Annotated in this window: 11 protein-coding genes; 6 read left to right on the forward strand and 5 right to left on the reverse strand. The window is 44.0% G+C overall.

Features of this window, described 5'->3' with window-relative positions; translation table 11 throughout:
* Positions 1–61: 61 nt before the first annotated feature.
* Positions 62–1,183, forward strand: a complete 1,122-nt coding sequence (locus V1501_RS11900; protein WP_409293332.1) for an NAD(P)/FAD-dependent oxidoreductase — start codon at positions 62–64, stop codon at positions 1,181–1,183.
* Positions 1,184–1,422: 239 nt separating this feature from the next.
* On the opposite strand, the gene zupT is transcribed toward V1501_RS11900, so the two are convergent.
* Positions 1,423–2,232, reverse strand: coding sequence for a zinc transporter ZupT (gene zupT / locus V1501_RS11905; protein ID WP_409288363.1), 810 nt, complete (start codon positions 2,230–2,232; stop codon positions 1,423–1,425).
* A 744-nt stretch (positions 2,233–2,976) separates the two neighbouring features.
* On the opposite strand from zupT, the gene V1501_RS11910 reads away from it, so the two are divergent.
* Positions 2,977–3,165, forward strand: a complete 189-nt coding sequence (locus V1501_RS11910; RefSeq protein WP_409288365.1) for a hypothetical protein — start codon at positions 2,977–2,979, stop codon at positions 3,163–3,165.
* Between the two features lie 49 nt (positions 3,166–3,214).
* Here the strand turns inward: V1501_RS11910 and V1501_RS11915 are convergent, their stop codons facing one another.
* Positions 3,215–4,273, reverse strand: a complete 1,059-nt coding sequence (locus V1501_RS11915) for a dipeptidase (protein WP_409288367.1) — start codon at positions 4,271–4,273, stop codon at positions 3,215–3,217.
* Between the two features lie 186 nt (positions 4,274–4,459).
* Between V1501_RS11915 and V1501_RS11920 the strand changes: the two genes are divergently transcribed.
* Positions 4,460–5,902, forward strand: a complete 1,443-nt coding sequence (locus V1501_RS11920) for a processed acidic surface protein (RefSeq protein WP_409288369.1) — start codon at positions 4,460–4,462, stop codon at positions 5,900–5,902.
* 1 nt (position 5,903) lies between these two features.
* Positions 5,904–6,551 (forward strand): class D sortase, encoded by a 648-nt coding sequence (locus V1501_RS11925; protein WP_409288371.1) that lies wholly within the window; start codon positions 5,904–5,906, stop codon positions 6,549–6,551.
* A 48-nt stretch (positions 6,552–6,599) separates the two neighbouring features.
* On the opposite strand, the gene V1501_RS11930 is transcribed toward V1501_RS11925, so the two are convergent.
* Complete coding sequence (locus V1501_RS11930; protein ID WP_409293334.1) at positions 6,600–7,613, reverse strand: S66 peptidase family protein; 1,014 nt, start codon at positions 7,611–7,613, stop codon at positions 6,600–6,602.
* Positions 7,614–7,758: 145 nt separating this feature from the next.
* Between V1501_RS11930 and V1501_RS11935 the strand changes: the two genes are divergently transcribed.
* Positions 7,759–9,228, forward strand: coding sequence for an aldehyde dehydrogenase family protein (locus V1501_RS11935; RefSeq protein ID WP_409288373.1), 1,470 nt, complete (start codon positions 7,759–7,761; stop codon positions 9,226–9,228).
* Between the two features lie 202 nt (positions 9,229–9,430).
* The gene (locus tag V1501_RS11940) at positions 9,431–10,624 is read left to right on the forward strand and encodes a diguanylate cyclase (protein WP_409288374.1); all 1,194 of its coding nucleotides are present in this window, start codon (positions 9,431–9,433) and stop codon (positions 10,622–10,624) included.
* Positions 10,625–10,770: 146 nt separating this feature from the next.
* Here V1501_RS11940 and V1501_RS11945 read toward each other — a convergent pair whose 3' ends face one another.
* Entirely contained in the window at positions 10,771–12,183 is a 1,413-nt protein-coding gene (locus V1501_RS11945; protein ID WP_409288376.1) for a Na+/H+ antiporter NhaC family protein, read from the reverse strand.
* On the reverse strand, positions 12,176–12,427 hold the full coding sequence (locus V1501_RS11950; RefSeq protein WP_409288378.1) for a hypothetical protein: 252 nt from the start codon (positions 12,425–12,427) through the stop codon (positions 12,176–12,178). Before V1501_RS11950 ends, V1501_RS11945 begins: the two co-directional genes overlap by 8 nt.
* Positions 12,428–13,144: the final 717 nt, after the last annotated feature.

A 13,144-nucleotide genomic window follows, 5' to 3' on the forward strand; every position in this document is an offset into this window, starting at 1 on the left:
TATATGATAAAAGATTATAATACTTATGCCGATCCATTTTATCGTATAGAAATGAGTGTGAATAATGAGAATCATTGTAATTGGGGCAGGAATCCTGGGAGCATCCACCGCTTACCGGCTTGCGAAGGCAGGTGCTGATGTTATCATCGCCGACCGCGGGGATGATGGAGGGGCTACCGCTGCCGCTGCAGGTATCATCTGCCCATGGATCTCACAGCGCCGGAATAAAGCATGGTACAAGCTGGCCAGGGAAGGGGCCGCTTATTACCCTTCTTTGATTGATGAATTGGCTGAAGTCGGGGAAACCGATACTGGCTATGACCGTGTAGGGGCCATATGCCTCCATACCGATCAGAATAAATTACAAAAACTGAAGGAAAGGGCAATAGAGCGAAGGGAAAATGCTCCTGAAATGGGAGAGATCCAGATAATATCCCCTGAAGAAGCAAGAGAATTATACCCGCTGCTGGACGAGGAGTTCAGTGCCGTTTATATATCCGGGGCCGGCAGGGTAAATGGCAGATCTTTAAGAGATGCTTTGTTAAAAGCCGCAAAGAAAAGCGGCGCAAGGTTTATTTCAGGCCATGCTGAACTTCTTAAAGGAGAACGAGCAGTCGCAGGGATCAAAACTAATACAGAGATTATCCATGCAGACAGAGTGATAGACTGCGGCGGGGCATGGAGCGCGAGTCTGCTTGCCCCGCTTGGAATACAATTCAAAGTCAGCTTCCAGAAAGCCCAAATTGTCCATATGGAGCTTCCGGATATACAGACTTCCCGCTGGCCTGTAGTCATGCCTCCCGGGAGCCAGTATCTTCTCTCCTTAAGCGACAACAGCATCCTCTGCGGAACCACCCATGAAGACACAGAGACCTTTGACCCAAGGCCGACAGCAGGAGGAGTTCAAGATATCCTGTCCAAGGCTTTTTCCGTGGCACCCCGCCTCTCTAATGCCACTTTGCTGGAAGTCAGGACTGGCTTCAGGCCTTATACACCCGGCTATCTTCCGGTGATCGGCCATGTGCCTGGCTGGGAGGGCCTGATCGCAGGAAATGGACTGGGCGCCTCAGGTCTCACCACCGGCCCCTATCTCGGCTCCCAGCTTGCAGATCTGGCCCTGGGAAGGGAGCTTGATATCAACCTGAAGGATTATGATATTGAGAACGCTCTAGAGTATTTATAGAATTATAATCTGTGACATAACCTTATAGCGTTTGTTTAAGTTGTAATTCATATGGTGGAATATGAAGGCTGGATGGCTTCTTTTATCCAGAGTACTCATTTCATGCCCAGCTCTAAGTAAAGAGAACTTTTCAAAAAATCCTTGTTATTTTTTCCACTGAAATAAAAAAAGAGTCCGGCTGGATATTATCCGGACTCCTTTTTCCCGATGCAGCTGTTCTTTCCAGCCCTGCTGCAAGACTATATAAACAAAAGAAGACTCAATGCCATTATGGCCATTCCACCGATTAAGCCATAAATAGACAGATGGTCCTCGTCATACTTTTTTGCGGCCGGAAGCAGTTCGTCAAGTGAAATAAAAACCATAATCCCGGCAACCGCTGCAAAAATAATACCGAACATGATGTCATTGAGGAATGGCATGAGAATAAAGTAAGCAACGATGGCTCCCACCGGCTCAGACAGCCCGGAAAGAAAAGATAATTTAAATGCTTTCTTCTTATCCCCGGTTGCAAAATAAACGGGCACCGAGACAGCTATGCCTTCAGGAATATTATGAATGGCAATCGCAAAAGCAATGGCAATGCCGAGGGCCGGATCCTGCAGGACCGAAGCAAAAGTCGCGATTCCCTCTGGAAAATTGTGAATGGCGATGGCCAGTGCAGTAAACGTTCCCATCTTTAGAAGAGCCGGATCGACAGCCGGATTTCGGGGTGGATTCATTTCCTCAACTGTTTTTAACTCATGCGGATTCCCCTGCTTAGGTATGAATTTATCAATGGCCGCTATTAATAGTATCCCACCGAAAAATCCTGCCACAGTTGCCCAATTCCCGCCCGTTTTACCCAGAGCGTTCACGAGCGCATCCTTTGCTTTCACAAAAATTTCAATCATCGAAACATATATCATGACACCAGCAGAAAAACCAAGTGCTATTGAGAGAAATTTAGTATTTGTTGTTTTAGTAAAAAACGCCAGCAGGCTGCCGATACCAGTTGCAAGTCCTGCAAATAAAGTCAGCCCGATCGCTAGCAATACGTTTTCCTCCATGTGTTTCCCTCCCTTAGCATATAAGTATGAAATATAGCGCAAAAAGTTTACTATATCCAACATTTTAAATAACAGCTAACGATTTTGAGCAAAGCGAAAATAGTTGTACCAGCTACTGCCCAGGGTTTGTGTAATTTTCTAATTCAGACCCCATACTCATAGCTTCTGCTGGTACATTACTACATTAGCTTTTTAGACAGTTATTGCTTTAAAAATAGTTGGACCAGATTGTCAGGATTGTAGTATGCGTGACTTTTGACAGCTTGAGGCGGTAATCCATTTAGTGCATGTATGCGGCAGCAGCCAAAAAAAGAGGCTGCCCTGAAAGCATATGCTTCCGGGCAGCCTCTTGAAACTGTTTCTAATCCAAAATCTCTATTTCTTTTTTTGTTTTCGTTATCGTGCGAATGTCTGATTTCAAAAAGGCCGAAGTACCGCCCCCCAACTTCCTTTTATTGCAGATTTCGCTTCTTGTTTAATGCCAGATATGGTCAATCTTTTCTCTTCCTTTATATCGTCAAGCTTATGCCGCCTGAAAATCCACAATCATACAAGAATTTCAGTCCTATCCTTCCCTCTGCCTGACTATCATCCTATTTTTCACTAAGCCTTTATGCCTGTTTTTAAACAGAAAAATAAGTCATAAGTAAGAGGAATAATACGATTGACATGAATTTTTAATAAATAATACATCTATTAGTAATGTTTTTCTGATAAATTATAGTAAGATAAGAAATTAATTTTATGGGAGAAAAGAATGCAATGGAGAGTAAGAACTGCAAACTTCAGCAAAAAATAAATGACCTTTTAAATAGAAGCCATGAGATTAAAAAGGAACTGGATAAAACACCTCATCAGGATAAAAGCAGGTTCAGGGCCTTATTATCCAGTCTTTTGAAAGTACATAATGACTTGGACAAAATGAAGAATTAACTTTAATGCAAGAGGAAAAGCGGGAAAGGTACCCTCTCCCGCTTTTCACTTATCCTTTTACTTGTGTCTTCCACGTATGGTTTAAAACTCTTTGCCAATTTTCATAGGCTATCTTCCGAAGATCGCTATCCCCGAAGCCCCTGGCTTTCAATGCAGACAAAAGCTTTGGCAGGCCGGTGACATCCCCTATTTCATTGGGTATAAATGTTCCGTCAAAATCAGATCCAAAAGCAACATGGTCAACTCCGAACTTTTCCGCTATGTACTCAATATGCCTTACGATTTCGGTCAGGGGTGTATCCGGATCCCCCCCGCCATCCTGACGAAGCATGCTGACTGAGAAATTTATTCCGGCAACTCCTCCGCTTGAAGCGATTTCCGCCAGCTGACTGTCGGTAAGATTTCGTGAATGGGCACAAATGGAATGGGCATTCGAATGGCTGGCCACTATGGGGGCATCAGATATTTCTGCCGTATTCCAGAAGCCCTTCTCAGTTAGATGCGAGGTATCTATCATGATTCCGAGCCTGTTGCACTCCTTCACTAAGCGGATTCCATCCCCCGTTAGTCCGCCGCCAGTGTCTGGGGAGGATGGATATTGAAACGGTACTCCCTCGCCATACCGATTCGGCCTGCTCCATACAATCCCAAGTGACCTCAGTCCTTCTTTATAAAAATGATGAAGGTTCCTGAATTCAGGATCGATAGCCTCTGCTCCTTCTATATGATACACCGCTGCCATGACTCCGTGTTTCATGCAGTCTGCTAATTCTTCAGCCTTCTTTATTACTTTGACCCTCCCGTTTGATTCCTTTTCCATTTGAAACAGCTTTCGGGCCATCGCTGTTGTATGATTTAAGGCATATTCATGGGAAATAGGGTCTGCAAGTGGAACCTGATACCCTTGTCCTGTCATGATAGTCTTTTCCCCCGGGTCCGGATTTGGCGTATACATCGCGAAAAATCCGCCGGCAAATCCTCCCCTTACTGCACGGGGATAATCCAGATGCCCCTTATGCGAGTCCTCATAAAAGGATCTAGTCTCCCCTTTTTTTCCCAATAGTAAATCTAATAGCGTATCATTGTGACCATCAAATATCGGATACATGAGCTGAAATACACCTCCTGAAATTTCTGATATCTCTATATTAGCATATGCTTCATTTTTCAATGTCAATATCTCTGAATGTTTCACGTAATGGATTGGAAATATTATCCTCATTGTCTATTTAAGCTCATTATCTTATAATTTTCTAGAAACATAGTTTTGATACATAAAAAAAGGGAGATATGCATGAAAAAACTGGGCGCCATTTTATTATCATTGTCTTTGCTGCTTGCCTTCTTTCCGGGTATTACACACGCAGCTCAATCACCCCAATTCAACAGTGACCTGAAAACCTATTTGGAAAAGGTAAGTATGATTCGCGGGAAGGAAGTGACCAAAGCGGATCTTGAGAGAGCGCTTGCTGCTTACGAAACCACTCTGGCTGACTTCGATAAGGTAAGTGAACTCAATTTCTTTATGGGCAGGGTCATCAAGAAAGATCTAAGCAATCTAGATGGTATATATGAAGAATATGAATTGGATGCTGTAAGCCTTGAAAAGCTTATGCAATCTTATGGCGAAGAGCTGAGTGACTATATATATGTGGATGATCTTTATGATGCTGTTTCTTCCTACCTGGATGAGCCGGATTCCGAAGAAGAAGAAGAAGACGGAGAGGTTGTTCAGGATCCCACCTTTGAGGAAGATCTTCAGAATTATTTAGAGGAAATATCCGCAACCCGTGGCATTCCAGTCACCAAGACATTTATTGAAAACTATCTTGCGGGCTGGGAAGATGAGCTTGCCTACTACAAAAATGTGGAAGAAGTCCGTGAAACACTGGGAGATGTTATCCAAAAGGATTTTAGGAATCTGGATTACTTCCAGGAAAATTACGGATTAACACAGGCTGAATTATTTGCCCTCCTCGAAGAAAACGGAAAAAAAATCGACGATTATATTTTCATTGATCAATTAGAAGAGGATGTATGGAGCTTCACAGAGGGCGGTGATTCAGATGAAGAGGTCGCTGAGGACATGATGCCGATTTTTGAAGATGAACTTGGTTTAACACAGGCCGAGCTGACTAGGATAGAAGATCATCTAAATTCAATTGAATCTAAACTTGCCGATCCAGCCATTCTTGAACGAATGGAGGCGCTTGGGGACAGGATGGCCGGTTTTGACGATTTTGAAACCATGGATGAACTTCAACCGGCTGATATCGCAGAAATGATTGCAATCTATGATGAGTTTTTGGCAATCTTTGATTTAAAGGCAGCTTACTTTCTCGTGAAGGATGGCCAGGATCATCCCATAACCATCGCAGACCTGCTTAAACTGGATGAACTAAAAGGGGCAAACCTTAAAATCATGCTTTATAACTCAAAGGGCGATTTCCTTGCCGACTTGATTATAACAGGCGAAATGGTGGATTCAGATGTTATCCAGGATAAAGGAAACCAGATTAAAGAGACTGTCAAGGAAGTTAAGCAGACCGCAGCAGCACCTAAAAAGGAGAAACCTGCACATTTGATTAAAACTGCAAAAAAGCCAGAATCCTCTCTTAAGACGGTAAACGGCGCAAAGCTTCCAAAAACAGCTTCCAGTTATATACCCAATGCAGCCATTGGACTGATTGTGATCCTTTCCGGGCTTTTCCTGTTTAGAAAAATGAGGAAAGCATAGGATGACAAGATGGAATAAAAAGATCAACCGCCCTGGGCGGTTGATTCTTCTTCTATGTTCATTAATGCTGATAGGCGGCGGAATCTGGTTCTCGACGACAAATTTGTATAAATTCGCAATGGGATATTTCCTATACAAAACTTCTTCCCCTGCACCAGCAGGCAAAGAAAGTCAGGCATCTGCAGCTCCTTTGAAAAAAGAGAAGCGCGCCCCGGGTGTTCTTTACACGGTACGGCCTCAGCAGGGCGATCTAATCGGAGATTTAATCATTCCTAAACTCAAGGCAAAGCTTCCCATCTATCATGGAACTGATGAGGACGAACTTGTAAAGGGAGTAGGTCATTTCGCAGGCAGTGTCCTTCCCGGTGAACAGGATAATTCAGTCCTTTCCGGCCATAGGGACACAGTTTTTCGAAAGCTGGGTGATGTGGGCGAGGGAGACGAACTCATCGTACAAACCTCAGCTGGTGAATTTACCTATAAAGTTTACAAGGTCCGGATCGTTGATGCCAATGACCGTACCGTCATCGTACCAAAACCGAGGGCAACTCTTACGGTAAGTACCTGCTATCCCTTTCATTTTGTAGGTTCTGCCCCAGAACGCTATGTCCTGACCGCATATCTTTCAAAACAGAAGCTGGCTGATTGAATGGCATCCATTCCTATTCAGCCAGCTTTATCTGTATTCTGTCCGAATTTAGACGAATTTCTGCACTACCCTTCCCTTCCCGTCTGAAACTTCAACCTCCGCCCATGCCCCATTGATAAACGTCATTTGCGGGGGCATATGGCCGCAGTCAATATCGTAAACAACCGGGACTCCAAGCTCCTGTGTCAGCTCCAGGTAAACATCAGCTGCTTCGTACCCTTCAACCGGCTGGTTTGCCTTGCTCCTGCCAAACATGATTCCTGATATTCCCTTGAACCAGCCTGTCAGCTTTAATTGCAGGAGCGTCCTCCTCAATTCAGTGCAATTCATCTCGCAATTTTCGAAGTACCAGAGAATTGGTTCATGTCCAATATGCTTCTCCCGGAACCGGTCAATATCTGCAAATGGAGTCCCGGCGATGTGTCTGATTATATCCAGGCATCCGCCCAGAAGCCTGCCTTGCATCCTGGCTTCCGCGCAGCCTGCCGCTTTCCATACTGCAGGCTCTGAAAGATAAAAAACACAAGGCGAAGGGTGCTCATGATTCCACTCTTTCTGGTAAAGGAGCGAAGAAGTTTGGGAAACAGCACTGCCTCTCTTTGTTGTAAGCACCTGCTCCCACATGGCAGTAGTGCTGTCAGAAAATTCACCCCTGAGATCCACCAGATTTGTTCCATGTGCCGTAGCTATACCCGTTTTCAGGGTGATGGCAAGGAGGAGCAGGCTCACATCTGAATATCCCAGCACCCATTTAGGTGTGATCTTTTCAAAATCCACATACTCAAGGATTTCTATCAGCAGCTCTCCTCCCCATGGCGGGAGAATAAGCCCAACAGAAGGGGCCGAAAGAAGATGATTCAATTCCGAAGCACGAACCGCAGCAGGTGCTGATTTTGCCTTCTCCTGTTTCCAAGCGGTAGCACCCAGCTCAATACCGTACCCCTTTTTTTCAAGCCGCCTGCAAGCCTGGTGAAGAAGGCCGTGCAGTTCTTCCGGTACACCTGATGAAGGGGCAGTGACAGCAATTGTGTCGCCGCTTTTAAGCTCCGGATAAATGATCAGGATTATCCCCCCTCTTAATTTTTCATTATTTTACCAATATTTGTACTAAGCGGCAATGAAAACCTGCTTTGCTGGCAAAGTTTAAAAAAAACAGGTTAGAGGTAAAAAGCCAGATGAAGTTAACTAAAAAAGGGGCGAATAAATCATGAACAAAGACTTCTCAAAAATTTATATAGATGGAGTTTGGAAAGTTGGCTCAAGTACAAAGAAAATGAAGAATACCAACCCATTTACCGGCGAAGAGCTCACTTTAATACAAGCGGCAAGCAAAGAAGACCTCGACGAAGCCTATAAAGCGGCAGCACGGGCACAGCGGGAATGGGCAAGCGTTCTTCCCCAGATCAAAAGGAAGGTATTAGAAAAGGCAATAGGTATCATGGAAGAAAATCAGGCATTGATCACTGAGTGGCTCATAAAGGAAGCCGGAAGCACAGTCATGAAAGCTGGGGTGGAGCTGCAGGCATCCATCAGTATCATGAAAGAAGCTGCCTCCTTCCCGTTCCGGATGGAAGGGCGGATTCTTCCTTCCATCTACCCTGACAAAGAAAATCGGGTCTATCGCAGCCCGCTTGGTGTTATCGGCATCATAAGCCCTTGGAATTTCCCGCTCCACCTGGCCATCCGTTCAATTGGACCAGCCCTTGCTGCCGGGAATGCAGTGGTCATAAAGCCCGCTTCCGATACACCGGTCACTGGCGGCCTGATTTTTGCCAGCATTTTTGAAGCTGCCGGACTTCCGAAAGGACTCCTGAATGTAGTTGTAGGAAAAGGATCGGAGATTGGCGATGACATTGTCACACACCCCATCCCCCGCCTCATATCATTCACCGGATCTACTGAGGTTGGCAGGCATATAGGTGAGCTGGCAGGCAAAAATCTGAAAAAAGCTGCCCTCGAGCTCGGAGGCAACAATGTCTTTATCGTGCTGGAGGATGCTGACCTGGATTATGCGGTGGAATCAGCCCTCTTCGGCAAGTTTTATCATCAGGGGCAGATATGCATGGCTATTAACCGGATATTTGTTCATGAAAACATAGTCGATGCCTTCACTGAACGCTTCACTGCGATGGCAGCCAAGCTGAAATATGGCTCCCCGGCAGAGGAGGATACGCATGTAGGGCCTCTGATAAACCGGGCTCAGGTCGATCGCATTCTGAATGATATCCAGGAAAGTGTCGGACAGGGAGCCGAAGTCCTGTTAGGCGGAGAAGTGAAAGGCAATGTCCTTCAGCCTACTGTATTATCCGGGGTAACCAATGACATGCCGATTGCCGTCAATGAAATTTTCGGCCCGGTGGCAGCAATCATTCCTTTCTCTTCCCAGGAAGAAGTGATTGAAATGGCCAATTCCTATCCGTTTGGACTCAGCGGAGCTGTTCATTCGGGAGAAATCGAGCGCGGTGCAAAGCTTGCCCATTCCATTCATACAGGGATGATACACGTAAACGACCAGACCGTAAATGATGAGGCACATGTACCCTTTGGAGGAGAAAAAGATTCTGGTCTCGGACGGTTTAATGGTGAATGGGTCCTTGATGAGTTCACCACACTCAAATGGATAGGAATACAGCATGGCCGCAGAAATTATGGAGCTTTTACTGAAGGATTAAAATGACAGAACAGAACCGGGTCCCAGTACCCGGTTTTTTTTTCGTAAATGGATTTAAGCGATAAAATGATTAACAATTCTAAAAATATTTAATTTATAATTTTTATTATAGAAATTTTATAGTTTTACTATGGTAATAAATGCTATAATTTTAGAATGAAAGTTTAGCCGGTCCTGGTAATAATACGTTTAAATATGGAGTGTAAATATGAATGACAATAAGACCCAGCCGCTTGGTGGCCTGCTAAGTGAAACACTGAACCTGATAAGAGCTGTCGGAACGCCTGCATTTGGATTAGCAGAAAAACAGTACATGGATTTCCAGCACGGCTTCACTGCTGACGATCCAGGCCATCTCCTTGCCTGCATACATTCTGAGCTCAAGAATATCAACGAGAGGATTCTTGATATGACCTGGCTCAATGAGCATCTTCGAATCCTTAATGATTTTGGCAGAACCTGTTCCGAGACGCTGGATGAAAAAGTGCTGATGGAAGAAGCTTATAATCTTGTTTCACAGGTTATGCCGACTGACGCTTTCTTTATTGCCTTATACGATAAAGAAAATCAGAAAATTCAAATACCCTTTATGATGGATGATGGTGAATTTATTTTGGGAACAGAAATACCTTTTGATGATAACAGCTTCACCGCAAAAGTTATCACATCAAAGGAAACCATCCATGGTAAAACGGCCAAGGAATTGGATGAATTTAATTATATAATCGGAACCGGTGAAGGAAATACCTGTATTTTTGTCCCTTTATTAATTGATGATCAAGTAAAGGGAGTCATATCCGCACAAAGCAACCATGAGTTTGCCTACAGGAGGGAGCATGAAGACCTCTTGAAGATCATTGGTAACCAGGTTATCAGCTCTATCGTAACTGCCAGGCTTTATTCAGAGAATTATGAGCTCTCTCAGACAGATGAAATGACCAGCCTGGGAAATTACCGTGCTTTTCACTCCGATTTGGAAAAAATGATGACGAGCAGCAATGCGCCGGTTGCATTACTGATGATTGATTCTGATGGACTAAAAGGAGTCAATGACCATTTCGGCCATCAAGCCGGAGATCTGTACTTAAAAAGACTCGCAAACGGTATGAAAAGACTCTCTTCAGCGAATCGGAAGGCCTACCGCTATGCAGGTGATGAATTTATGTTCATTATAAGGGATGCCTTACATGTGGACCTTGAAAGCATTTTCCTTGAGTTGAAGTCCTTTCTCAATAATAATCCCCTGAACTTCCAGGGCAGTACAGTCAAAGTATCCATATCTGGAGGAGGAGCTTTCTACCCTGAAAAGGCTGATTCCGCTGAGGCGCTAAAAAAATGTGCAGATCTTGCGTTATATGAAGCCAAGCGCAATGGCAAAAACCAATTCATCCTCTACAGCTGAACTTCTATAAAAATTATAGGGACCCGCCGCAGGTCTCTTTTTAATGTCCATAAAAACTGTGAATCCCTTATAATATTTCTCCCCTTTACATGGAAATCTGTCCAAACCTTCAACACCTCTCTCCCTCTCCTGTCAAGGCCGAGTGGTTACGAAAAGAACACGGTAATGCCATAGCAGATGGCAGAGATGCCCGCTGCCGCCAAAGCTGGCTTTAATTTAAACCTTGCATAGCTGATAACAGGAAGATCCAAAATTCTGGCAATGGTATTGGTATCATCACTAAGCGGAGAGGCAAAGGCGCCAAAGGTACCTGAGGCAAATACGGCACCTATGACAAGCGGAAGGGAAATTCCATTAGAGTCAGCAATGGAAATTCCGAGCGGCATTAGTATACCCCATGTTCCCCAGGCTGACCCGATTACATAGGAGACCATCCCCCCGAATAAAAATAAAAGGGGAACCAATGCCGAATGGGGAATCCACCCTGTGTGGCTGGTAATGAATCCTGCAAAGCCAAGCTGTTCTGTTGCCGAAGAAAGCCCCCAGACAACTGCAAGCAGCGTGATGACTGACATCATCTCATTCCCTCCCTCAATAAAGCTTGTCAGGAGCTCAGCTGTTTTTAATCGCTGTATTCTTAAAAAAATGAATAAAAGAATGACTGTCAGCAAAAGGGCAGAAAGCATCGCGCCCATTACATCTGCGTATATGAACGCAGATAAAAAACTCCTCCCCTCCTGCCGGCCATCCCACCAGGTAAATGCAAGAGTAAAAAGAATAGCAAGTACTAATGGGAGAATCAAATTCCAGGGTTTAGAGGGAAGAGAAACGTGGACAGCTGCATCGCAGTCATGCCAATCATCCCCCGCTCCATTCTTGTCAATTTGATCAGGATCGCTGCTTCCTCCCGTATGCGATTTGTGAAAGAAGCTTAAATAAATTCCTACCAATATCATGGAAAAGGAAAAAAAGTTAAAAGGTATGCTCTTGATGAAGAGTGTATAAGGATCAACCGTAATTTGTTCATTCTGCAGGGACAAATCCACTATGGAAGTCATGTATCCCACAAAGGCCGTTGCGATGGGAATCAAAACAATGACAGGTGTGGCAGTCGTTTCAATTACAAAGCCAAGCTCACGGGTAGACATGCTGACCCGTTTTAACAGAGCCCTCATGATCGGGGCTATCGTCACAAAACGGAAGCTTGGAGCAGCAAAAGTGCCCAGGGTGGAAACATAGGTCAGAAGAAGTGCCTCTTTTTTTGTATGAATCCTTTCTGAGGCAGCCTCAACAAAGCCTTTAATTCCCCCGGAAACCTTGATCATCCCGATCAGCCCTGAAAAGGAATATAGAAAAAGCAAGATTTTGATATTACCTGGGTCTAATAATCCCTTTACAAGAAAGTCCAGGGTTTTCTGCAGACCTCCTGCAAGCGTTGGCTGTAATAAGAATGAACCAGTCAGCAGCCCGGCAACTAAGCCGGGAAGTACCTGTTTCGTTTTAACGGCTATCGGTATTACCAAAAGGAACGGGATGATGGAAAGCCACTCTTTATCCATTTACCACACCTTCCCTTCCGCTTTTTGAATAGCGTGTGATGGAAAGCATATTTTCATGCAATTTAAATCTCTTGGAGTGGTAAAAAGCGGTGAGAAAAAAGCTCACGCCGGTTTTTCTAAATCTTTTCATTGAAGTATGCTTTCTGACGCGAAGATTAAAGTCAAAGGCACAAAGTAAAAAGCCAGCCAGATCCAATATCATCAACAAAGCGTTAACGTCACCGAAGATTGAATCATAACTCATGGCAAAGCCTTTTACACAAATAAGGAAAAAGAGAACGGGCTCGGTTTAGTAGCCCCCTTCAAATTCTTTAAAGCTCATAGTGGGGAGCCAGGATTAGACTGGCGAAAGAACCATGGCATTACCATTTTAAATCATACTGCCAGTAATCACCCATTTCTATATGGATAAATAACTGAGCAATAAATAAGCGTGGCTATCCTTATTTTCAATGTTTCCTTCTGAGGTATGTGGAAAGATATAAATGGGGTGTCAATTGAATTGCTCATTCTTCCTGCGTGAGGACTTTTCGAAATGAAGGCGTTTAAATAGCGGATAAGCAGCATAAGTCTCCCCAAAAAACTGTTAATCCATGAGGAACTTAAGCTGGATGGCTATAACTCACTTTTGCTTTGGGATTTCGTAGAGATAACTCCAAATGCTTTAATTCCTGATATACGAATTCTGTACCATCTCTTTTAAGCCTTTGGTTCAAATTCACGTGGCAAATCATTTTCTATTATATGGTCCAGCCATGCTGGCAACTTTTTTCAACTGTGTGATATGTAATTCTAAAAATAACCTTTTTTCAAAAGAGCTTTCTAGAAACTTTTCAGTGTCTTTAAAATATGTAGGTCCTGGAAGTAACTTCTGCATAAGTTCTGCACCATTACCGCCTCTATTTCTTTTTAGCTGATTTAAGGGTAAATAAGCCATTAAAATCTTTAAAAGCTATTAAAG

The organism is Paraperibacillus esterisolvens (assembly GCF_046237625.1).
GTDB classification, from domain to species: domain Bacteria; phylum Bacillota; class Bacilli; order Bacillales; family DSM-1321; genus Paraperibacillus; species Paraperibacillus esterisolvens.